Annotated in this window: 24 protein-coding genes; 18 read left to right on the forward strand and 6 right to left on the reverse strand. The window is 53.6% G+C overall.

What is annotated here, in order from left to right:
- Positions 1-38: 38 nt before the first annotated feature.
- Positions 39-1,052: a 3-deoxy-7-phosphoheptulonate synthase gene (gene aroF, locus aalo17_RS05125; protein WP_067556408.1), complete on the reverse strand. Its 1,014-nt coding sequence runs from the start codon at positions 1,050-1,052 to the stop codon at positions 39-41.
- A 142-nt stretch (positions 1,053-1,194) separates the two neighbouring features.
- Positions 1,195-2,454, reverse strand: coding sequence for a shikimate kinase (locus tag aalo17_RS05130; protein WP_067556411.1), 1,260 nt, complete (start codon positions 2,452-2,454; stop codon positions 1,195-1,197).
- Positions 2,455-2,822: 368 nt separating this feature from the next.
- On the opposite strand from aalo17_RS05130, the gene aalo17_RS05135 reads away from it, so the two are divergent.
- The 6 genes from aalo17_RS05135 (at position 2,823) to aalo17_RS12795 (ending at position 9,041) form a co-directional block, all read left to right on the forward strand.
- Complete coding sequence (locus tag aalo17_RS05135; protein ID WP_067556415.1) at positions 2,823-3,518, forward strand: type I 3-dehydroquinate dehydratase; 696 nt, start codon at positions 2,823-2,825, stop codon at positions 3,516-3,518.
- 56 nt (positions 3,519-3,574) lie between these two features.
- Positions 3,575-4,111, forward strand: a complete 537-nt coding sequence (gene hpf / locus aalo17_RS05140) for a ribosome hibernation-promoting factor, HPF/YfiA family (RefSeq protein ID WP_067556418.1) — start codon at positions 3,575-3,577, stop codon at positions 4,109-4,111.
- Between the two features lie 322 nt (positions 4,112-4,433).
- Positions 4,434-4,871: a cell division protein SepF gene (locus tag aalo17_RS05145; protein WP_067556421.1), complete on the forward strand. Its 438-nt coding sequence runs from the start codon at positions 4,434-4,436 to the stop codon at positions 4,869-4,871.
- Positions 4,849-5,622, forward strand: coding sequence for a YlmH/Sll1252 family protein (locus tag aalo17_RS05150; protein ID WP_067556424.1), 774 nt, complete (start codon positions 4,849-4,851; stop codon positions 5,620-5,622). Before aalo17_RS05145 ends, aalo17_RS05150 begins: the two co-directional genes overlap by 23 nt.
- 340 nt (positions 5,623-5,962) lie before the next feature.
- Positions 5,963-8,707, forward strand: coding sequence for an isoleucine--tRNA ligase (gene ileS / locus aalo17_RS05155; RefSeq protein ID WP_067560118.1), 2,745 nt, complete (start codon positions 5,963-5,965; stop codon positions 8,705-8,707).
- A gap of 190 nt (positions 8,708-8,897) precedes the next feature.
- Entirely contained in the window at positions 8,898-9,041 is a 144-nt protein-coding gene (locus tag aalo17_RS12795) for a hypothetical protein (protein WP_158507730.1), read from the forward strand.
- 161 nt (positions 9,042-9,202) lie between these two features.
- Here aalo17_RS12795 and aalo17_RS05160 read toward each other — a convergent pair whose 3' ends face one another.
- Together aalo17_RS05160 and aalo17_RS05165 are read right to left on the reverse strand one after the other, a co-directional pair.
- Entirely contained in the window at positions 9,203-9,718 is a 516-nt protein-coding gene (locus aalo17_RS05160) for a flavodoxin (RefSeq protein ID WP_158507731.1), read from the reverse strand.
- A gap of 68 nt (positions 9,719-9,786) precedes the next feature.
- Positions 9,787-9,999, reverse strand: a complete 213-nt coding sequence (locus aalo17_RS05165) for a hypothetical protein (protein ID WP_067556429.1) — start codon at positions 9,997-9,999, stop codon at positions 9,787-9,789.
- 198 nt (positions 10,000-10,197) lie between these two features.
- On the opposite strand from aalo17_RS05165, the gene aalo17_RS05170 reads away from it, so the two are divergent.
- From aalo17_RS05170 to aalo17_RS05180, 3 genes are read left to right on the forward strand one after another with little or no spacing between them, the layout of a single operon-like run.
- Positions 10,198-10,572 (forward strand): BlaI/MecI/CopY family transcriptional regulator, encoded by a 375-nt coding sequence (locus tag aalo17_RS05170; RefSeq protein WP_067556439.1) that lies wholly within the window; start codon positions 10,198-10,200, stop codon positions 10,570-10,572.
- Positions 10,569-11,678, forward strand: coding sequence for a M56 family metallopeptidase (locus tag aalo17_RS05175; RefSeq protein WP_067556442.1), 1,110 nt, complete (start codon positions 10,569-10,571; stop codon positions 11,676-11,678). The genes aalo17_RS05170 and aalo17_RS05175 overlap by 4 nt, the downstream gene beginning before the upstream one ends.
- Positions 11,671-11,904: a hypothetical protein gene (locus aalo17_RS05180; RefSeq protein ID WP_067556446.1), complete on the forward strand. Its 234-nt coding sequence runs from the start codon at positions 11,671-11,673 to the stop codon at positions 11,902-11,904. The genes aalo17_RS05175 and aalo17_RS05180 overlap by 8 nt, the downstream gene beginning before the upstream one ends.
- Positions 11,905-12,478: 574 nt before the next feature.
- On the opposite strand, the gene aalo17_RS05185 is transcribed toward aalo17_RS05180, so the two are convergent.
- Positions 12,479-13,585, reverse strand: a complete 1,107-nt coding sequence (locus aalo17_RS05185) for an IS110 family RNA-guided transposase (RefSeq protein ID WP_067556451.1) — start codon at positions 13,583-13,585, stop codon at positions 12,479-12,481.
- Positions 13,586-13,856: 271 nt separating this feature from the next.
- On the opposite strand from aalo17_RS05185, the gene aalo17_RS12955 reads away from it, so the two are divergent.
- Positions 13,857-14,045 (forward strand): hypothetical protein, encoded by a 189-nt coding sequence (locus aalo17_RS12955; protein WP_067556457.1) that lies wholly within the window; start codon positions 13,857-13,859, stop codon positions 14,043-14,045.
- A 79-nt stretch (positions 14,046-14,124) separates the two neighbouring features.
- On the opposite strand, the gene aalo17_RS05200 is transcribed toward aalo17_RS12955, so the two are convergent.
- Complete coding sequence (locus aalo17_RS05200) at positions 14,125-15,240, reverse strand: FAD:protein FMN transferase (RefSeq protein WP_067556461.1); 1,116 nt, start codon at positions 15,238-15,240, stop codon at positions 14,125-14,127.
- Between the two features lie 21 nt (positions 15,241-15,261).
- Here aalo17_RS05200 and aalo17_RS12800 point away from each other — a divergent pair, with 21 nt between their 5' ends.
- The 8 genes from aalo17_RS12800 to aalo17_RS05240 are packed head-to-tail and all read left to right on the forward strand — an operon-like array spanning position 15,262 to position 20,392.
- Positions 15,262-15,519 carry a hypothetical protein gene (locus aalo17_RS12800; protein WP_067556463.1) on the forward strand — a complete coding sequence of 86 codons (258 nt, stop codon included), beginning with the start codon at positions 15,262-15,264 and terminating at the stop codon, positions 15,517-15,519.
- 52 nt (positions 15,520-15,571) lie between these two features.
- Positions 15,572-16,843 (forward strand): RnfABCDGE type electron transport complex subunit C, encoded by a 1,272-nt coding sequence (locus aalo17_RS05210; RefSeq protein ID WP_338032549.1) that lies wholly within the window; start codon positions 15,572-15,574, stop codon positions 16,841-16,843.
- Between the two features lie 10 nt (positions 16,844-16,853).
- Positions 16,854-18,113 carry an RnfABCDGE type electron transport complex subunit D gene (locus aalo17_RS05215; RefSeq protein ID WP_082743258.1) on the forward strand — a complete coding sequence of 420 codons (1,260 nt, stop codon included), beginning with the start codon at positions 16,854-16,856 and terminating at the stop codon, positions 18,111-18,113.
- Complete coding sequence (locus aalo17_RS05220; RefSeq protein WP_067556470.1) at positions 18,113-18,622, forward strand: RnfABCDGE type electron transport complex subunit G; 510 nt, start codon at positions 18,113-18,115, stop codon at positions 18,620-18,622. Before aalo17_RS05215 ends, aalo17_RS05220 begins: the two co-directional genes overlap by 1 nt.
- 10 nt (positions 18,623-18,632) lie before the next feature.
- Positions 18,633-19,310 (forward strand): electron transport complex subunit RsxE, encoded by a 678-nt coding sequence (rsxE, locus tag aalo17_RS05225; RefSeq protein ID WP_067556473.1) that lies wholly within the window; start codon positions 18,633-18,635, stop codon positions 19,308-19,310.
- Complete coding sequence (locus tag aalo17_RS05230) at positions 19,303-19,878, forward strand: electron transport complex protein RnfA (RefSeq protein ID WP_067556476.1); 576 nt, start codon at positions 19,303-19,305, stop codon at positions 19,876-19,878. Before rsxE ends, aalo17_RS05230 begins: the two co-directional genes overlap by 8 nt.
- Positions 19,875-20,060, forward strand: coding sequence for a hypothetical protein (locus tag aalo17_RS05235; RefSeq protein WP_067556479.1), 186 nt, complete (start codon positions 19,875-19,877; stop codon positions 20,058-20,060). Before aalo17_RS05230 ends, aalo17_RS05235 begins: the two co-directional genes overlap by 4 nt.
- Positions 20,061-20,086: 26 nt before the next feature.
- Positions 20,087-20,392, forward strand: coding sequence for a (Fe-S)-binding protein (locus aalo17_RS05240; RefSeq protein ID WP_067556482.1), 306 nt, complete (start codon positions 20,087-20,089; stop codon positions 20,390-20,392).
- The last annotated feature ends 166 nt before the right edge of the window (positions 20,393-20,558 follow it).

The raw sequence follows: 20,558 nt of genomic DNA on the forward strand, positions 1-20,558 counted from the left end.
GCGGGAGAACGATCCTGACACTGTTCCGAAAGCACGCCCTACAGACTTCGGCCAATGACCTCCGCGATCTTCCTGCCTTTTTCCACCAGCGAGGCGTAGTTTTCCGGCTTCAGCGACTGAGCGCCATCGGAAAGGGCATTCTGGGGATCGCAATGCACCTCTATGATCAGCCCGTCGGCACCGGCAGCGATCGCCGCCAGGGACACAGCCTCCACCAGCTTCCAGTCACCCGTTGCGTGGGAAGGATCGATCACGATCGGCAGATGGGTGCGTTCCTTGATGATGGGAATCACTGACAGATCTAGGGTGTTCCGGGTGAATTTCTCGAAGGTCCGGATCCCGCGTTCGCAGAAGATCACATTCGGGTTGCCCTCCGACATGATGTATTCCGCGGCCATGATCCATTCTTCGATCGTGTTGGCCAGACCGCGTTTCAGCAGCACCGGCTTCTTTGTGCGTCCGACTGCTTTCAGCAAGTCGAAATTCTGCATGTTTCGGGCACCGATCTGAATGATGTCCACGTTTTCCACGAATTCATCCAGCTTGTCTGCCGACATCAGTTCTGTCACAACCGGCAGGCCGGTTTCCCTGCGGGCTTCAGTCAGAAGTTCGATTCCCTGGGTTCCCAGGCCCTGGAAGGCATAAGGCGAGGTCCGGGGTTTGTAGGCTCCACCCCGCAGCATATCCGCACCGGCATCCTTCACGGCCCGGGCAGCAGACAGGATCGACTCCCGGTTTTCCACCGCACAGGGACCGGCCATCATGATCACCTTGCTGCCGCCGATCTTCAGACCATTGACATCCACGATTGTATCCTCGGGATGGAACATCCGGTTGGCCAGCTTATAGGGCTGAGCCACGCGCTTCACATCATAGACGATGGGATTCGCCAGCAGGGACCGGTCGTCGATGACCGAAGTGTCGCCTACCAGACCAAAGACATCGTAGTTTTCGCCTACGATTTTTGTCGTCTTCAGACCCTTTTTCTCCAGGTTTTCAATCAGCCGTGAGACTTCCGCCTCAGGGGCTGTCTTTTTCAGTGTAATGATCATATGTTCGGTTCCTTTCCTTTTATCTGTTTATCTGTACTCTGTCTGCCTGTTTTTCAATCTTGTGATTCCGTTCAGGACCGCCGTTTTCCTCTTCCGGACTCGTCGTATCCCTCAGACTGTTCCGGATTTCGGCCGGACTCTGTCATCCAGATGATGCAGGTCCATCGACTTGCAACCCCAGCGCCCGGCACACAGCTTCCAGTCCTTCTTGCAGACTGCCGTCATTGGTCACTGTCAGATCCGCCCAGGACGCATAGACAGGAGCCCGCCTTCCATACAGCGAGTCAAAGCCCTGTTTCAGCATCGGCCTGTCTGCATCCTCATGCACCATCAATGCGGGGTCGCGCTTCAGCCACAGGATGATGCCGTTGCGGTGAAGCAGATCCAGGTTCTCCGGCCGTTCGATGATGCCCCCGCCGCATGCGATCACCTGACCGGTGTCCAGGCCCGCCTGACGGGCAGCTTCCGTTTCCCGCCTCCGAAACCCGGCCTCCTGTTCCTGCCTGAATATTTCGGGGATGGACAGACCGGCAGCCGCTTCGATCTCTGCGTCCAGATCCGTAAAGGACAGACCCAGCGTTTGGGCCAGCCGTTTCCCCAACGTGCTTTTTCCGCAGGAAGACATCCCAATGAGGACAATGTTCCGCCGCTGTCTCACAAGATCCGCCAGTACCTGTTCCGTGATGGCATCAGGCACCTGGACATCAAAGAAGATCTCATGAGCCCGCACCGCCTGCGTCACCAGCATCCGCAGACCGTTGTCATGGGGAATGCCCAGAGACCCGGCCTGCAGCAGCAGACGGGTCTTCAGCGGGTTGTAGACCAGATCGAACACAAATTCCAGCTGGTCAAACCCCGACAAGTCCAGTGCCTGGCTCTCCACATCCGGATGCATCCCAGCGGGGGTGGCATTGATCACCACCGCTGCATCCGGATACATCCGGGCTGCCTGTTCTGGCAGGACGCAGCCTTCCGCCTGCTTCCGGTAGACCGTCACCGGACGGCCACCCAGGGACTCGATCACCGCCTGTACAGCTGTGGCAGCTCCGCCACGTCCGAGCACCAGGACAGTTTTGTCCCTTACGTCAATCCCGGCATGTTCCAGAGTCGCCAGGATCCCCGCGCAGTCGGTGTTCTCGCCATACAGCCTTCCGCCGCGGTTGACCACACAGTTCACCGCCTGTGCCCGCTTCGCCAGATCCGATACCTCGTCACACGCAGCCAGAGCTGTCTTCTTGTAGGGAATCGTCACATTGATCCCCGAAAATTCCCGGGTCTCAAAAAATTCATCCACCCTGTCCCTGGGCACTTCCCGCAGAATGTATCTGTCGTTTCCAAGCCCGCTGTGAATCTGTTTTGAAAACGAATGGCCAAGGTGCTCGCCAATCAGTCCATACTCCATTGCATTGCCGCCTCCTGTCAGGACCTGAATCCAGTCCGCAAAAAAGGCATTCCGAATCCAGAATGCCTTTGAAAAAACGCCTGAACAAAATCACCGGACTGTGCCGATGTGTTCAGACGTCAGATAAATCGAAAATACTGAAACATGTTCATGACGCCAGTCTACTCAATCTGAAAACTGTTTTCAACCCCAACTTTGAATTTTCATAAAAGATTTTCATACCACTGTATCTTGTCCCTTCCATGCCGATGACGGCTGTGCAGTCCTGAAGCTTCCACCATTCTGATTCTGCCTTGCATCACTCCAGGCTGCATTCTCCGGACGTATTCGGGATTGAAAACCACCCCTGATTGTGATGTGATGAGACCATGATTACAATCGTACCGTTGTTTGTAGATGACACTGAAACATTTCAGAGCGCCTTTGAAGAAGCGGTCCATTCCCGCTGTGACTGGATTGAACTGCGTCTGGACAGGGCATTGAATGATCTGGATCCATTCCGGCTTCTGGAGATCCTGGCTGTCCTGGATCCCGGGGACAAAAGACTGCTGTATACCATTCGCACGGACAGGGAAGGGGGAGAGATCTCCCTGACAGATACAGAGTACAAAGAACTGGTCCGTCATCTGTGCAGGCTGAATGGACTGGTGGATGTGGAGCTCTCGCGTCTGGACCACGAGGAACCGCTGGCCTCTTTCAGCAACCCGGAACAGACTGTCCTGTCCTTTCATGACTTCGATCAGACCCCGGCGGACCTGGATGTCATCTGGCATGCCATGGAGACGCACCATCCCCTGGTCCAGAAACTCGCCATTATGCCCCGTGATAAACAGGATGTGGACCGGCTGCTGGAAAGCTGCCGTCAGCACCGGACAGAGTCAAGGAAAATTGCCATCGCCATGGGGGAACAGGGGACTGTCTCCAGACTCTGGGGAGATGCCTGGGACAGCTTTGCTGCCTTCTGCACCCTGTCGCAAAGCAGTGCACCCGGGCAGCTTTCTCTGGAAGAATGGCTTGTCAAGCGAACCGGAAAAAATGGCCCCTCAGACGGCACAAACTGTTAATTGAAGATGAATAATACCGGCGGTGGTATACTGAAATCACCAAGGAGGTATCTCATATGAAAGTGAATATCACCGGAAAAAACATCACTGTGACGCAGGCCATTGCCGACAAAATCAACAAAAAACTCGCCATTCTCAACAAGTATTTCATCATTGATGACGAGGATACAGCCAATGTCCTGATTCGCACCTATCCCGACAAGCAGAAGATCGAAGTCACCATCCCGACCAGGTTCGCGATCCTGCGTACCGAAGTGGCGGACGACGATCTCTACAAAGCCATTGACAGGGCCATTGACAAACTGGAAGACCAGATCCGCCGGCAGAAGACCCGGATCGAGAAGAAAAAGAACCACTCGCCGCTCTCGGAAGCCTTCATTGACGTGGAGCTCTATGAAGATGCACCGGTGGATGAGGACGAAGTGGTCCGGACCAAGTCCATAGTTCCGGCCTTCATGAGCCTGGACGAAGCCATTGCGAAAATGGAACTGCTGGATCACGATTTCTTCATCTATACCGATGATGAAACCCGAAAGATCGCCGTTGTTTACCGCCGGCGCGAAGGCGGCTACGGTCTGATCGAGACCGAATAGCCGGATCACAGACAATCAGCCTGGACAGAATTGTCCAGTCACAAGACCGCCGGTGAGGTAAAACGGCGGTCTTTTCCATGTTCTGGCAGAGACGAAACCGGCTATCCGGCCTGTTGTGACAGAAGCCTGGGAAGTGTGTAAAACTCCGTTGCATTCCCCTCGCTTTTTCCGTGACAGCAGGCCTTGTCCGTGGGATACTTGTAGATGTTCCGCATACGTCAAGGCCGGTTGTGATGACTTACCCCAGGTTGGCACACATCCTGAAATTTGGTTGCCCTGTCCTTTGCGCATGCTATAATAGGTCCGATAGGGAGGTTTTCACATGGGATTCATGGATAAAGTCAAGGACTTCGTCGCTCCGGTGGATGACGACGATCAGGGATACGAACCGGAAACACCAAAGAAAAGTGAAGTAGAACCCGAACCCGCCAGCCGCTACGAACGTCCGGCTGCGCGCAAGGCAGGTGCTTCTTCTTTAAATTCGAATACAAAAATGGTACTGTTCGAGCCCCGAAGCTTCAGTGAGGCAGAAGAGGTGGGACAGCGCCTGAAAGAAGGCCGTGCAGTGGTTGTCAACCTGCACAAGCTGGACCGCGAGTATGCACAGCGCACGATTGATTTCCTGACGGGTGTCGTATTCGCTCTGGACGGCAAGATCCAGAAAATCGGTCAGAATGTCATCCTCTGCTCCCCGGCTGAAATCGGTGTACAGGGCACCATTTCTCTGGGAAACCCGGATGATCTTGACGACGAAGAATAAACACGACAGCAGCCAGGACCTGTTCCTCTCCCGTCTGTATGATGCACTCGAGACATCATACCGGCAGGAAAGGGCGGTTCTGACTGTTTTTTTGACACCTGCCCAGCAGGATCTTGCAGAAAAGAACCTCTCATCTGCCGCCTCCCTGTATTTCTGGGGCGGACATGAACAGGCCGAGCGCCGGCAGCTGATCATTTTCCCGCAGGAACCGGAAAACGAGGCAGCGGCCCGAAAAGCCAGTGATGTAATCTGTCTCCATGCCCGCGTTCCGCGGAATGCCGAACCTCTGAAGCATCCTCAGGTGCTGGGCGCAGCCATGGGACTGGGCATCGAACGTGAACAGATTGGGGACATCCTCTGCACAGACACGGATGTCCGTCTCTTTGTCCGCGAACATCTCGCCCAGTACATCATGGCGGAGCTGAAAAAGGCCGGGCGATCGTCCCTGAAATGGGAGTGGGAAGAAGATCCGGAAATTGATGTCCCTGTACGCGAAACGTTCGAAGCCATTGTGTCCAGCACCCGGCTGGATGCCGTGGTGGCAGCGCTGGCCCGCTGCTCACGGTCGGCGGCAGAAGAAAAAATCCGGAGTGGTGACATCAAAGTGAACGATGTCACGGTTGGCAAAAACAAAGTGCTGTGTGATAATGACCTCGTATCGATTCGGCGCTGCGGCCGGTTTCGCTTCCTGAAAGCCCGGGCGCAGACCAAAAAGAACCGATTGATTTTGCAGTTTGAACGCTATCTTTAAGCGATGAAGAAGACACGTCATGCAGGACACGCAGGCATCAGAGAGCCTTCCGGTTGGTGAAAGGAAGGACCAGGCGGCCTCCATGGTATCCCTTCTTGGCAGGGTGCCTGAACCTTTCACAGTCTGTAAGGCATCCCGGCCGGGACCGTTATCCCCGACAAGTGCAGGAACCTGTGTTTCTTTCCGTACGGCAAAGCCCGCATCGGCAGGAGAAACCGGACAGGGGCCTGAACTAAGGTGGTACCGCGTGCAAGCGCCCTTAGACAGGGGCGCTTTTTTTATGTCTTCCGCAGGCAAAGAACAGAAGAGAGCAGACAGAAATCTGGAAGGAGAATTCGAAATGGACTACAAGAGCACATTGCACATGCCGAAAACCCGGTTTGAAATGCGCGGAAATCTGACGAAGAAAGAGCCGAAGTTCCAGCAGCGCTGGGCTGAGATGGAGCTGTTTGAAAAAATGCTGGAGCGCCGGGAAGGAGCCGAACCCTGGACCCTCCACGACGGCCCTCCCTATGCCAACGGCGACATCCATCTGGGTCATGCCCTGAACAAGATCCTCAAAGATGTCATCAACAAATCCCACTACATGATGGGCAACCGCGTGGACTATATCCCCGGCTGGGATACCCACGGCCTGCCGATCGAGACAGCTGTCACGAAACTGGGATATGATCGCAAGAAAATCGGCATTCCCGAATTCCGTCGGATCTGCCACGACTTTGCGCTCGAGCAGGTGGAGCGACAGAAAAAGGGCTTTCTGTCCCTGGGCTGCATCGGTGACTACAATCACCCCTACATCACCCTGACACCGGATTTTGAAGCCCGCCAGATCGAGATCTTTGGCAAAATGGCATCCGATGGCCTGATCTATCAGGGCCTGAAGCCGGTCTACTGGTCTCCGTCCTCCGAGTCTGCCCTGGCGGAAGCGGAAGTGGAATACAAGGACGTGAAGTCTCCCACGATTTACGTGAAGTTTGCGGTGAAAGACGGCCGCGGCGTGCTGGAGGAAGGCGACAGCATCGTCATCTGGACCACCACACCCTGGACCATCCCGGGCAACCTGGGCATCTCCGTTCACCCGCGGTTCGACTATGCAGTGGTGAAGACAGAGCAGGGCAACCTGGTGGTGCTGGCGGAGCTCGTGGACAAGCTGATGGAAGAATTCGGCATCACAGACTATGAAGTCCTGCGCACCATCAAGGGAAAGGACCTGGAATTCATCACCACAAAACACCCGCTGTACCCTGAAAGAGACTCTCTGGTGATGGTGGGAGAACATGTCACGGCGGATTCCGGTACCGGTGCAGTCCACACGGCTCCCGGCTTCGGTATGGATGACTTCATGATCGGCAGGCAGTACGGACTGCCAATCTACGTCAACGTGGACGCTCAGGGCCGTCTGATGGAAGACACCGGCGAACGCCTGGCAGGGCTCTATGTCGAAGACGCCAACAAGGAAGTCGTGAAATGGCTCGATGAGCTGGGAGCGCTTCTGAAGCTGCAGTTCATCACCCACTCCTACCCCCACGACTGGCGGACCAAGAAGCCCATCATTTTCCGTGCCACCACACAGTGGTTTGCCTCCATCGACAAAATCCGCCAGCAGCTCCTGGATCAGATCCACAGCATTCACTGGGTGCCTGCCTGGGGCGAGGGCCGCATGCACAACATGATCGCCGACCGCGGCGACTGGTGCATTTCCCGTCAGCGTGCCTGGGGTGTGCCCATTCCCATCATCTACGGGGAAGACGGCACACCGCTGATGGACAAGGCGATCTTCGAACACGTGGCAGACCTGTTCCGGGAACACGGGTCCAACATCTGGTTCGAGCTGGAGGCAAAGGACCTGGTGCCGGAAGGCTACACCAGCGAGCATTCTCCCAACGGAACCTTCACGAAGGAAACCGACACCATGGATGTGTGGTTTGACTCCGGCAGCTCCCACACCGGGGCCATGATCGAACGAGGTCTGGGCTATCCGGCAGATCTGTACTTCGAGGGATCCGACCAGTACCGCGGCTGGTTCAACTCCTCCCTGATCGTGGGAACCGCTGTCTACGGCGAAGCTCCCTACAAGGAAGTGCTGTCTCACGGCTTTGTCATGGATGAAAAAGGCGTGAAGATGTCCAAGTCCCAGTGGAACGCCGTGGCCCCTGCGGAGATCACGAAGAAATACGGAGCCGACATCCTGCGTCTGTGGTCCGCCACTGTGGATTACCAGGCGGATGTATCCATGGGTGACAAGATCCTGAAGCAGATCGCGGAAAACTACCGGAAAGTCCGCAACACCTTCAGGTTCCTGCTGGCCAACCTGGACGACAACACCTTCACGAAAAAGGACCGGGTCCCCTTTGACCAGCTGCCGCTGCTGGATCAGTACATGCTGGTGCTGCTGAAGCAGGCAGAGGAAAAGGCCGAGAAGGCCTATCTGGAATACCGCTTTGCGGATGTCGTCACCAGCCTGACCAACCTGATGACCAACGATCTGTCCGCCTATTACCTGGACTACGCCAAGGACATCCTGTACATCGAACGCGAAAACGATCCTGAACGCCGTGCCGTGCAGACCGTCCTGCACACCTACGCTGATGTACTGGTCCGTCTCTGGGCTCCGATCCTGGCCCACACGGCAGAGGAAATCAACGACATCCTCCAGCTCGATGAAGAGTCCATCCACCTGACAGACTTCGCCAAAGTGGAGCTGGAGGCCGATGAAGAGCAGATCCTGGCCGACATGAAGCAGCTGCTGGCTGTCCGCAAGGATGTTCTCAAGGCGCTGGAAGAAAAGCGTGCAGCCGGTGAGATCAAAAAATCGCTGGAAGCGGCGGTGAAACTGCACGTGGATCCGGAAACCCGGGCGCTGTTCGACAAGTATGTGCCGAAACTGGCCCAGTGGCTGATCGTGTCCGATGCTGAATTCGTGGACGACGAACTCCCGCAGTATGAAGTCAGCCAGGTGCTGGTGGACAAAGCTGCCGGTCATGCCTGCCCCCGCTGCTGGAACTTCACGACCGCCGAGAACGAAGATGGCCTTTGTGACCGTTGTGCAGCCATTGTGGCTGAAGAAGCAGCAGAAGCCGAATAAGGGGTTTCTTCCATAAGTTCCGGTGATGCCTGCCTGCGGCAGGCTGCCGGGGCACACAGTTGAATAAGGTCTGACTGAAACAGACAAAGACCGTGTCGGGTATCATTTCAGGTGATGCAAGGCACGGTCTTTCGTTTTTGATAAGGTTTTCGTCCGGTGAATGTTTGGAAGTGTCTGACAGAATGAGGGCATGAAAGAACATGCAATGGGAAAACTGATTCTTCTGCTGGCGATTGTGCTGGGGTGGATGGCTTTCGGCATCATGACACTGGCAAGACTGGGAAAGAGAAAGTGCAGAAAGCAAGGCGGCAGACTGGTGCTGCCGGCAGCGTGAGGTCATGAAAGGGAAGCAAAAGAAACAGAAAATCAGCCTGGATCCGGTCATGGAATCCAGGCTGTTTGTTTGTTTTGTACAGGTGATGGCATCCACTGGAAAGAGGACCGTGTAGGATACAGAAACTCAGCTGTTTTCCTGTGATTGCGGTTTCTCAGAATTCAGTGTTCAGAATTCAGTGTATCGACCCACTGGGCAACGGTTTCCGGGGACGCACCTTTTTCGAAGGATTCAGCCTTGGCAAATCCGGTGCGCCAGTTATCCAGACTAAGCTGGGTGGTCAGTGTTTCAGCTTCATCAAGAGTCCCGATGGTGAATGGATAAAACGTCTTGTCATCCAGATTGTTCTCGTCCAGGAACAGCTTGACAGGTGTGGCGGCGCCGTCCAGCCAGATGGGACAGCCGAGAATGATCCGGTCATATTCTGACCAGTTGTCCGGGACCGGCTGTTTCAGCTTGAAGTCAGTGGAGTAGAGATCCTCCAGTTCCTCCATGCTCAGTTCCTCTGAACTGTTCAGCTTATTCAGCAGGCCACCGTATTCTTTTTCCGGCTGGATCTCGAACATCTGACATTTGGCTGTCCTGGCAGCTTCCCGGGCCAGTTCACTGATTCCATCATCATCACTGGAATAGTACACAACCAGTGTTGTGAGTTTGTCTCCCGGTTCTGGTGCCAAACTGCACCCGGCGGTTGCGAGGAGGATCAGAGCCAGGAGGACTGTACTGAAAAGACGAAGTCTGTGCATCAGTACCCCACCGTCCCTTCGATGGAATCTGTGGTGGATCGTGTCTCACTGGAAAACGGATCTGTTTCGTCGATGATTTCCGATTGCTGTCTGGTCTGTTCCGAGACTGGCCTTGTATCTACCGGACCCGGTTCTTTGTGAAAGAGGGAGAATACGAGCAGACCGGCAACAACGATTGCCATGGCTGCCAGCAGCCATTTCCAGAACCTCATACAGTTCATCTCCTTTCTGGCAAACGGGGAAAAATCAAATCGTAAAGAAGTACTTCCTGATTTGAGTCTATCTCTGTTGATCGGTTTATACAATAGGAAAACAACAACCATAGATAAAAATATCAATTATAATTGATTTTCTTATCATTGCTCTGTTTGCGTTTACAATGAAAGCAGCAAACCACAGAAGGAGGGACTATGAAAAAGTTTACCAAAAAAGAAAGCCAGGTCATGGATATCTTATGGTGTGAAGGCAAACCGCTGACTGCAAGGGAAATTTCGGACCGCATCTCTGAAATGAGTGTGTACTCCGTTCAGCAGGTTTTGTCCCGCCTGCTGGAAGGAAACATCATTCAGGTGGCAGGAATCACCCACAACCGCAATGCCATTGCCAGGCAGTATGAACCTTCGATGCAGGAAGCGGACTACCTCGCGTCCATTGCCAACAGCAGAGAAACCTGCCGGCTGTTTGCGCAGAATTTCGTCGATGCAGGGGCCTCCCTGGAAGAGCTGAACGAACTGGAAGCCAGGATCCGGACAAGAATCAGGGAACTGAAGGACCAGTCCTCATGACTGTCTCACTCTTCTCGATCCTCCTGACATGTTTCGAATCATGCGTTCTGATCCTTGTCCTGGACCTGGTGCTTAAGCGTCGTAAACAGTTTCGTCTCATTCATGCCGATGCGGTGTTCCTGCTAATGGTCATGATCGGGCTGCGACTCGGTTTTCCCGTTACCCTGTTCTATGCCCTGCCGGTTCAGATTCCGGCTGTTCTGAACCCGGTCACGAATTTCATGAGACAGGAATTCCTCCCCGGGTTTTCCGTAATTCAGCTGCTGCTCGGGTTCTGGATCACAGGAGCCGGCATCCGGGGGTTCACGCACTTAAGAAACCACCTGTATGTGGAGAAAACAGCCAGCCGAATCCGGCAGCATGCAAAAAAGACCTCGGTCAGGGAACTGGTCGGCAACAGCACCATGCCGGAATATCCTGTCTATATTTCTGCCAGCATCCAGTCTCCCAGAATCATGGGGAAGGATAAAAGCATTCTGTTGCCTGATCTGCACTGCTCCAGACATCAGATGGAATGCATTCTGCTTCATGAAATCCGTCATCTGGAAAACCATGATTACCTGAAAAAGCAGCTGGTGGAATGGATCCTGATCGTCTGGTGGTGGCTGCCGCCAGTGTACCTTCTCAGACGGCATATTTCTCTGTATGCAGAAGTGATGGCAGATGGAGAAGCGGTCTGGAACCGGAATGAAGCCGGTCAGCTGGAGTATGCATTGTCACTGGTTGAAGTCCAGAAACTGCTGCATCCGGATTCACCAAAACAGTCTGACAACTCTGCATTTTCCAGTTTTTACATCTCTGATGATGCCGAAGTTCTCGCCTGGCGGATCGAACGTCTGTCTGAGCGGGACTTCATTTCCGGAACAAGCGGATTCTGTCTGGTGTCTCTGGCTGTTCTGGCATTTCTGTCCAGTTTTGTTGTACTGGAACCTGCTTTTCTGCCACCGGCTGCCGATTACAGATATTCACAGTCCGATCTGCTGGATTCCGGATTGCTCATCAGTCACAAAGACGGGAGCTGGAGCTTCTGCATTGACGGGGAATACATGGAGATCCGGAATCCGGCTTCGGAGTTTCTGGTGGGAGTACCGGTGATTTATGAATAGAAGACTGTGGCTGTTCAGCCTTGCAGCTGTGACTGCAGGATTTCTGATTCTGACGGGCATCCAGGCCAAAGATTTCAATGAATCCGAACCTCCTGTTTCTGATACAGTCCGATTTCAGGAAGCGGATCAGCATGTCTGGAAATTCAAACCGGTGAATGGTACCCTCTGCCGCCGGCTGTGGGACGAAACAGCCGCCTGCTGGCTGACAGACTGGATTCCCGTTTGACAGGGGTGAATCCGGATGAACAGGAACTGGTATATTGTGTAAGGCTTGGTGCTTTTTTAAGATATATCTTGATAAAATATAAATGAAGAACAGGGGGTTCCATAATGAAATATGACAGAGACAGGTTTGTATATAACTTTCTCTGCCAGGCCTTTCCACAACAGAAAAGGAGCACACCATGAATGAAAAGAACCGCAGAATCATCGAAAAACTGTTATGAAATGACCTTTGTCAAGAGTGAGTGAGAAGGTATAGTGCCCCCTTACCCCCATTGATGATCATCATTTTAGTTCTAAGCTTGACAGCACTTTACAGAAGCTGCAAGGAAATTGGTCCCGGCTTTTGGCCACTCTGTTATACGTGGATTGGTTACCAACAGGTCAATGGTTCGCCAGGAGTGGAGCTGTCTGAATACGTGGATCACTGCTGTTAAGCAGGCCGACATAGAATTATCGCTCATCACTCAGACCTTGCACATGCAGCTTCTCTGAACTGCTGTCAAAAATATGAACCAAAATGGCAGGCTGTAGGTTAAAACTCGTTGTTTCTGAAACAAATTGCTTATTGTTGAAACTCAGTCTCTGGCAATGGAAATGTTATCCGTCATAAGTCCCCAGACAAAACAGGAAAGATCTCTCGCAATGGCAGATACAGCTATATTGTGCTTCTTTCCTTTACGCATCAGCCGGTAGTATTTTCGCCGCATATATTCGTTGGCGTGATCTGCATAGTCGATTACTTCTTTCGAGTTTCCTTGCTGTCTTGATTTCAGATCCTTGGATTTGTATCCGATCCTGCCCTTGCAGATCCCTTGGGCGCTTTCCGTCAGGAGCTTTCGAACAAATCTGTTCCCGGCTTTTGAGATACCTGTTCGTACTGTTTTTGCGCCGCTGGATTGCTCTCCGGGAGCCAGGCCAAGATAGGCGCCAAGGGTATTGCCTTTATCAAATCGGGTGAAATCTCCTACCTCAGTAATCAGAGCAAGAGCAGTCTGTTCTTTGATTCCAATCAGGCACTGAAGCTTTTTGACGTTTTCACTGTATGCTTTGTCTTGGCACAACTCATGAATTCTTTGATTCATCTCATCAATACGGTTGTTCAGATAATCATAAGTACGCAGATAATCGTCCAGGGTTTCCCGAACAATCGGGTTGCACTGGCAATGCCTGAGGAACTGAAGGTGCAGCTGCGTCCAGTTATTCGCTTCACAACGCAGTCCATTGTAAAGTGCGAAAGAAAGAATCTGCTGCTTGATCTTTTTCAGAGCTGATTTATGATCATCTCTCATTCTCAGATAGCCGGAGACTGCTGCATCCTGATCAGTAGGAATATGAACAGCTTTATAGCCACCGTAGCTTAAGCACTGAGCAATCATCAAAGCGTCTCTGGCATCCGTTTTTACCCTTTTACCCTGAGGTGCCATCATCGTAGTAGGAGCCAGGATGATGCATTTGACTCCCCTGGCTTTCAGTTCTGCATAGGGAACATATCCCAGACATCCAGCTTCATAACCGCATTCAATATCAAGATTGCTATCCTGAAGTTTCTCTTTGAGCTTTTTGATATAGTCGATGACCAGATCTACATCTGCTCCGATTTTAACGGTGGAGAAGATAATATCTTTACCACCGAATTTGGGCTCCATAGCGCACAGGGTGAAACTGTCCTTGTGGACATCCATTCCGATTTTGATTATTCTTGTTATGTGACCTCCGATTGTATGCGGTAATCCCCGCTCTGTTTGTTTCCTGACTGCAGTGTAAGGGTAAATCCACGTTGCTACAATCAGGAGGTCATTTCATATTGTCTGAAGGAAGACAACCGACATTACGCTGAATTCAACAAAACCAACCAGCAGTACTGGAAGGGCATGACCATCATCGGTCTGGGCGGAGCAGCCCTGCTGATCCTGCTCATGCGGCTTTAAGAGAATTGAGGTGTATGAAGTGAACATGAAAAAAACAGAAACTGGTCATCTGAAATCCGCAGAGTTGCTTCTGTATGCTCTGATTCTCCTGAAACCGGTCCTGCAGCATCTGTTTACAGGGACTTCATTTATGCAGTGTCTCTATGATTTGTACATATCGGTCATCGTTGTACTGTTCATCTATTGCCTGTTCCGGATCTTCCAGAACAGATAAGCCTCACAATTCAGCCATCAACGGCATCAAAAACCCCGGACCTCACGAAAGACCCGGGGTTTTCTGGCTCAAAACACTGTCAGCCCTGGCTGGAAAGCCGGATGACATCCTGCAGTCCATCGGATACATAGACATCATAGAGGCTGGTCGTATACGTCGGCTTCACGCCGGTGTCTTCGCCTTTGTCCGTGATCCATACGGCTTCAATGCCGTTTTTTTCTGCATACTCCATGCTTTCCTTCACCGGCATCAGAAACAGCGTTGTGCTGTTGGCATCCGCGGCTTCCGACTGATCGGCGGGACCGATCACAGTCACCGACCGCATCCACGTTACAGGATAGCCGGTGTCCGGGTCCACGATGTGGGAATAGCGTTTGCCATCCACTTCAAAGTACCGCTGATAGTCGCCGCTGGTCACCATGGTCACAGGATCCTTTGTGACCAGCTGCACCACAGATCCGGATTCATCCGGGGACTGAATGCCGATCACCCAGTCCTTGCCGTCAGGTTTTTCCCCCAGCAGCACTACATTGCCGCCGGCGTTGATGTAGCCGTTGTCCAGCCCTTCCTCATGCAGTTTTTCTGCTGCCACTCCGGCTGTGAAACCCTTGGCAATGGCACCCAGGTCCAGCTGCACGGTGTCGTCCTTGAAGGAGACTTCGTTCCCGCTGATTTCAATGCCTTCCAGACCGGTGTGCACTTTCGCAGCCTGAATGTCTTTGTCGTCAGGCACATACGGTGTTTCGGCTTCTCTTGCGTCATGCCACAGGGAGAGGACCTTTCCTTCGGTAATGTCAAACTTGGGATTCTTCTCCATATAGTCCATGGAATCCTCCAGCAGCTGCAGGAGGGCATCATCCACTTTGACGGGATTCTTTGCTGCCTGCTGATTCAGGGTATAGACACCGTTGACGCCTTCATGCTGTGAATACTGGTCGAAGTAGGCATCGTACTGCAGGAAGGTGTCGGATACGATTTTCGTGTACTTGTCGAAGTCTTCCTCGCTGCAGGTGGCCTGCAGCGTGACCGGGGTGTCGAACCCCACGTCTGTCAATGTGACCTGGCGTTCCTGCACCGCAGATCCTCCGCGGTTCTGGACAAAGAAGACCACGGCTGCGATCAGCACCAGGAAAGCTGCCGAAAGCAGGAGCCACCATTTCATGCCGGTTTTTGTCTTGTGTTTCGTATTGCTCATGGACCCATTATAGAAAGGTGTATGCCGGGCCGCAAAGACGATGCCATGGTGTGTGCCACCCAGCGGTGGTATGCAACCGCTGAGAGCCCTGTCATCGCCGGTAATGACTCCCGGGTGGCCGGCACCGGCAGCAAAGACGGTAGGCAAGAGCAGATTCTGGACTGGAATGTTTTGTGGAATATGACACAAATCCGTCATTTCGTTGCAAATGCGGGATGCCTGCCTCAGTTTGTGACTGTCCGCGATAAAAAGACGCCGCTTTCACAAACTGTGGTATGATTGTGTACGGATTTAATGGAGGAAAGCGACTATGTCACTGTTTTTGGGACCTATGTGCCAGCACATCCCTGGCCATAAGTCAATGACAGACAAGGGACAGGTACTGGATCTGCAGCCGGCGAAGGAAGTCTATATTCCGCTGGTGGCTGGCGCCAATACAAATTTTGAAATCCTCGTCGAAGAAGGCCAGACGGTAGCCATTGGCACAAAGCTGGCTGAAACAAAGACGGGATTTTATGTTCCTGTCTATTCCAGTGTGTCCGGTGTGTATAAGGGAACGGTGAAGCGCATGCATTCATCAATGCGTCCCCAGATGCATATGGTGATCGAGCTTGATGGGAAGCAGACAAAGACTCAGGCCTTTGCACCCATCGACTGGATGACCGCGGGCAGGGAAGACCTGGTGGAATTCGCAAAGCAGGCAGGCCTGATCGGTCTGGGCGGTGCGGGTTTCCCGACGTATGTCAAATACGGCAATCCGTCGGGAATCACCACGGTGCTGATCAATGCTGTGGAGTGTGAGCCGTACATCACGTCAGATTACATGCAGGCCATGGCCGATCCCGCGGATCTCATTGAAGGCGCGCGGATCATGGGCAAAATGGCGGGTGTCACGGATGTGCGGATCTGCATCAAGAAAAGCCACCCGGATCTGATTTCGAAGATCGAACAGGCGTCTGCGGGAACGGAAGTCACCGTGGTGCCTGTACCGGATGTGTATCCCATGGGATGGGAACGTGTTCTGGTGCGGGAAGTGCTGCACAAGGAATACGACAAGCTTCCGGCGGAGGCAGGCGCCATTGTCAACAATGCTGGAACAGCCATTGAACTGGCGAAGATGGTGAAAAACGGAGAAGCGCTGGAAACTAAGGTCGTGACTGTCTCCGGTGAAGCCGTGGACAAGCCCTGCAATGTGCGGGTGCCTGTGGGTATGCCTGTGGAAGAAATCCTGGACCACCTTGGACTCAAGGGGGACGAAGTCATTCTCTGTGCGGGTGGACCCATGATGGGCAAGGCCATTCCCAACAACAAGTTTGTCATCGACCGGGCCATGAACGCGCTGACAGTGCTGCCGGTGAATCCGGTGCCTGCCATTGCGTGTCTGCGCTGCGGCAGCTGCTCGGATCACTGTCCGGCCGGTCTGCAGCCCGTGCGGATTGCCAATGCCCTGAAGATGGGGGATGCAGTGCTCATGGAAAAACTGGGCGCTCTGTCCTGCATTGAGTGCGGTATGTGCACCTATGTCTGCCCGTCGAGGATCGATGTCACGGAAAACGTCCGCAAGGCGAAACGCACGATCCAGATGAAGAGCAGGAAGAAGTAGGAGGTCCAACGTGAAGTATGTATTTCATGTCAGTCCCAACATCAAGGGAAGACTGACAACCCACAACATCATGCGGGACCTCATGATTGCCCTGGCGGCAGTCTTTGTATGTTCCCTGGTGTATTACGGTTCTGCCTATGGCATGGCCACAGCCCTGCACGAAGTGGTGCTGCTGGCTGCCTCGCTGGTGACCACCTATATCTGTGAGTTCCTGTATGCGAAGGCCACAAAGCAGGACCCCAAAACATTCATCAAAAACAGCTTCGGCTGTGTGACAGCTCTGATCCTGACCATGATGTGCACGGTCAACGTCACGGTCTATGCGATCATCATCGCAACTGTGTTTGCGATTGTGTTCGGCCGGCTGCTCTTCGGCGGCTTCGGCCAGAATATCTTCAACCCCGCGGCTGTTGGCCGTGCTGTGATCTTTGCCGCCTTCACAGGCGCCAGCACGGATCTGCTCACCAGTGCCACACCGGTTTCGGAAATTGCCACCAGCTATCACTGGCTGCCGGCCAACGCCGAAATGGTGGACACATTTGTGGACGGCTTCGGCGGCTGGACCAGCATGCTGCTGGGAACCCATGGGGGTGCAATCGGCGAAACGTTCATTCTGGCGATCCTGATTGCCGGTGCGTTCCTGATCTGGCGGCATGTCATTGACTGGCGGATCCCGACGGTCTACTTTGGCGTCATTGCGGTCCTGACGGCGCTGATAGCCATCCTGACCGGGCTGGAATCCTACAATGGCATTCCCGCCTGGCTGTGGTATCCCGCGATCCACCTGCTGACAGGCGGCGTGGTTTTCGGCGGTGTGTTCATGCTGACAGATCCCGTCACGAACCCGACCAGTCCCGCAGGCCGCGTGATTTTTGCCACCGGTGCTGCAGTGCTGACGGTTCTGATCCGCCTGAAGGCCAACCTGCCGGAGGGCTGCCTGTATTCCATCCTGCTGATGAACATGTTCACGCCCATGATTGAACAGGCGCTGGACGGCAAGCAGCTGCAGATGGTGAACAAGGCCCGGATCATTGCCGGTGTGCTGCTGGTTCTGGGTCTGGCGTCCTGCTTCTATGTATCGGCTACAGTGGAACCCGTTGCGAGCCTGAAGTCCTCCGCCACCAGTGCAGCCACAACCGCTGCCACCGGTGAAGGAGAAAGCGGTGACGAGGAACATGCTTCCACAGAAGCCACAGCAGGCGGTGAAGGCGAAGGGGATGCAGAGCATGCGTCCACAGAAGCCACTGAAGGAACGGAGGATGCTGAATAATGAAAAAGATCCTTCATCTGACGCTGTTCCTGGCCATTGTCTCTGCCCTGGCAGGCGGTGCCCTGGCCTGGGCCAACAACATGACGGCTCCCGTCATTCAGGCCAACAAGGAACGGGAAGAAAAACAGATCCTGCTGGAGATGTATCCGGATGCCCACGTGGATGATTTCCAGATCGTGGACTACACCTCGGATGATCCCGATGTGCAGAAGATCTACGCCTATGGCGAAAACTATATCTTCAATATGCAGGTCAAGGGCTACAAGGACGGCACGAACTTCCTGGTGGCCATCAACAAGGATGACCTGACAATCACGAAGTTCCAGGCGATTTCCAACGGCGACACCAAGGGAATCGGCTCGAAGATCACAGAACCGGCGTTTGCGGAGTCTGTCACCGGCAAGGATGCCGGCGGCGAGCTGGATACCATTTCCGGCGCGACTGTGACCAGCACCCCGGTTGTGGAAGGCATCCACAAGGCGGCAGACATTGTCGCCCAGCTGGATTAGGAGGCAGGGCATGACTCGAATGCAGAATTTCAAGGCCGGGCTTCTGAAAGACAACCCGGTATTCTCCCTGTATCTGGGCATCTGCTCCACCCTGGCGATCACCACGACGGTGAACAACGCCATCGGCATGGGCGCAGCTGTCATCATGGTGCTGATCATTTCCAATGTGATCATTTCCGCGATCCGGAAAATTGTTCCCGATGACATCCGGATCCCTGTCTATATCGTGATCATTGCGACCCTGGTAAAAATCATCCAGATGCTGATTGAAGCCTATGCTCCGGCGCTGAACACCTCTCTGGGCGTGTTTATCCCGCTGATCGTCGTCAACTGCATCATCCTGGGGCGCGCTGAAGCGTTTGCTTCCAAGAACGGCATCATGGATTCCGCGCTGGACGGCCTGGGCATGGGTCTGGGCTATACCCTGGCGGTTCTGGCCATGGCCTTCATCCGTGAGGTGCTGGCCACGGGTATGCTGAACATCGTGAACCCCTTCGACGAAGCACAGGTTCTCCTGAATGTGACGCTGATTCCGGAGGAATACACCATCGGACTGTTCAACTCCCCGGTCGGTGCGTTCATCACCTTCGCATGTCTGGCTGCAGCCCTGACTGCCTACAAGACACATGCAGAGGAAAAGGCCGCTGCGAAAGCGGCCGAGCTCAAGGAGGTAAAGCAGAATGGCTGAGTTTGCAGCACTGTTTGTCACCAGTGTCCTGATCAACAACGTGGTCCTGAACCAGTTCCTGGGCATGTGCCCGTTCATGGGTGTATCCCGCAAACGGAGTTCCGCCCTGGGCATGGGCATTGCGGTCATGTTCGTCATCGTTGTGGCGGCTCTGGTCACCTATGGACTCTACTATTTTGTCCTGGTGCCCCTGCAGCTGGAGTACATGGACCTGATCACCTTCATTCTCGTCATTGCATCCCTGGTGCAGCTGACGGAGATGTTCATCAAGAAAACCAGCCCTGCCCTGTACAAGTCCCTGGGTGTGTACCTGCCGCTGATCACCACCAACTGCGTGGTCCTGAACGTGTGCCTGGTCAACATCACTAGTGCGTACAACTTTTCGCAGATGCTGGCGTATTCCATTGGCACACCTCTGGGTTTTGCTCTGGTGCTGTATATTTTCTCGGCGATTCGTGAACGTCTGGAGATTTCCAGTGTACCGAAACCCTTTGCAGGCAACCCGATTGCCATGATCGTGGCCGCCATCATGGCCATGGCCTTCTCGGCTTTCGCTGGTCTGGTATGAACAAGGTTCTGCTGGCCATCCTGTTTTTCGGGGCGCTGGTGGCGATCTACATCGTTCTGTTCCTGCTGAACAAAAAGACCCCGCTGCCGGAAGGCTGCGAGAATCTGAAGGCTGACTGTGAAGCCTGTCACGATATTCACTGCATCAACAATCCGGGTCATGGCAGGCATCCTGAGTCCTGACAGACTGCCGGAATGAGGAGAATAAAATGCTGAATGCGATTCTGATGATGCTGGTCCTGGGGGCCCTGCTGGGTCTGGGCCTGGGTCTTGCCAGCAAGTTCCTGCATGTCCAGCCCGATGAGCGGGTGGACACAGTGGCCGGCATGCTGCCGGGTTACAACTGCGGCGGCTGCGGCTACCCCGGATGCAGCGGCTTTGCATCCGCAATGGTGGAAGGCGACACAGACGAATTCAAGTGCCGTCCCTGCAAGGCTGACAAGAAAAAGGAAATCATCGATTACCTGAAAAACACGCCAGGTCCCGACGGCAAGACCGTCACGATCAAAGGGTAGTGAAAACCGGATTCTGCCATGTGCAGGATCCGGTTTTTTAAAAGATAAAAACAAAATAATACATTACCATAACTGGATAATCAATTTATAAATATGTAATAGCAATTAGATGAAAAATATCTGAAAGAAAGAAAGTAAGCCTTCACGTATTGACTGGGACATGTTA

It is taken from the genome of Faecalibaculum rodentium (assembly GCF_001564455.1).
In the GTDB taxonomy this organism is placed as follows: domain Bacteria; phylum Bacillota_I; class Bacilli_A; order Erysipelotrichales; family Erysipelotrichaceae; genus Faecalibaculum; species Faecalibaculum rodentium.

Bases quoted from the DNA above. Each gene is read 5' to 3' on its own strand.
- aroF (WP_067556408.1), bottom strand. From the start codon at position 1,052: ATGATCATTACACTGAAAAAGACAGCCCCTGAGGCGGAAGTCTCACGG.
- aalo17_RS12955 (WP_067556457.1), top strand. From the start codon at position 13,857: ATGAAAAAAACAGAAACTGGTCATCTGAAATCCGCAGAGTTGCTTCTG.
- aalo17_RS12795 (WP_158507730.1), top strand. From the start codon at position 8,898: ATGAAAGAACATGCAATGGGAAAACTGATTCTTCTGCTGGCGATTGTG.
- aalo17_RS05180 (WP_067556446.1), top strand. From the start codon at position 11,671: ATGAATAGAAGACTGTGGCTGTTCAGCCTTGCAGCTGTGACTGCAGGA.
- aalo17_RS05165 (WP_067556429.1), bottom strand. From the start codon at position 9,999: ATGAGGTTCTGGAAATGGCTGCTGGCAGCCATGGCAATCGTTGTTGCC.
- aalo17_RS05185 (WP_067556451.1), bottom strand. From the start codon at position 13,585: ATGGATGTCCACAAGGACAGTTTCACCCTGTGCGCTATGGAGCCCAAA.
- aalo17_RS05145 (WP_067556421.1), top strand. From the start codon at position 4,434: ATGGGATTCATGGATAAAGTCAAGGACTTCGTCGCTCCGGTGGATGAC.
- aalo17_RS05130 (WP_067556411.1), bottom strand. From the start codon at position 2,454: ATGGAGTATGGACTGATTGGCGAGCACCTTGGCCATTCGTTTTCAAAA.
- aalo17_RS05235 (WP_067556479.1), top strand. From the start codon at position 19,875: ATGAACAAGGTTCTGCTGGCCATCCTGTTTTTCGGGGCGCTGGTGGCG.
- aalo17_RS05200 (WP_067556461.1), bottom strand. From the start codon at position 15,240: ATGAGCAATACGAAACACAAGACAAAAACCGGCATGAAATGGTGGCTC.
- aalo17_RS05240 (WP_067556482.1), top strand. From the start codon at position 20,087: ATGCTGAATGCGATTCTGATGATGCTGGTCCTGGGGGCCCTGCTGGGT.
- aalo17_RS05150 (WP_067556424.1), top strand. From the start codon at position 4,849: ATGATCTTGACGACGAAGAATAAACACGACAGCAGCCAGGACCTGTTC.
- aalo17_RS05175 (WP_067556442.1), top strand. From the start codon at position 10,569: ATGACTGTCTCACTCTTCTCGATCCTCCTGACATGTTTCGAATCATGC.
- ileS (WP_067560118.1), top strand. From the start codon at position 5,963: ATGGACTACAAGAGCACATTGCACATGCCGAAAACCCGGTTTGAAATG.
- aalo17_RS05210 (WP_338032549.1), top strand. From the start codon at position 15,572: ATGTGCCAGCACATCCCTGGCCATAAGTCAATGACAGACAAGGGACAG.
- aalo17_RS05230 (WP_067556476.1), top strand. From the start codon at position 19,303: ATGGCTGAGTTTGCAGCACTGTTTGTCACCAGTGTCCTGATCAACAAC.
- rsxE (WP_067556473.1), top strand. From the start codon at position 18,633: ATGACTCGAATGCAGAATTTCAAGGCCGGGCTTCTGAAAGACAACCCG.
- aalo17_RS05220 (WP_067556470.1), top strand. From the start codon at position 18,113: ATGAAAAAGATCCTTCATCTGACGCTGTTCCTGGCCATTGTCTCTGCC.
- aalo17_RS05135 (WP_067556415.1), top strand. From the start codon at position 2,823: ATGATTACAATCGTACCGTTGTTTGTAGATGACACTGAAACATTTCAG.
- aalo17_RS12800 (WP_067556463.1), top strand. From the start codon at position 15,262: ATGCCGGGCCGCAAAGACGATGCCATGGTGTGTGCCACCCAGCGGTGG.
- aalo17_RS05170 (WP_067556439.1), top strand. From the start codon at position 10,198: ATGAAAAAGTTTACCAAAAAAGAAAGCCAGGTCATGGATATCTTATGG.
- hpf (WP_067556418.1), top strand. From the start codon at position 3,575: ATGAAAGTGAATATCACCGGAAAAAACATCACTGTGACGCAGGCCATT.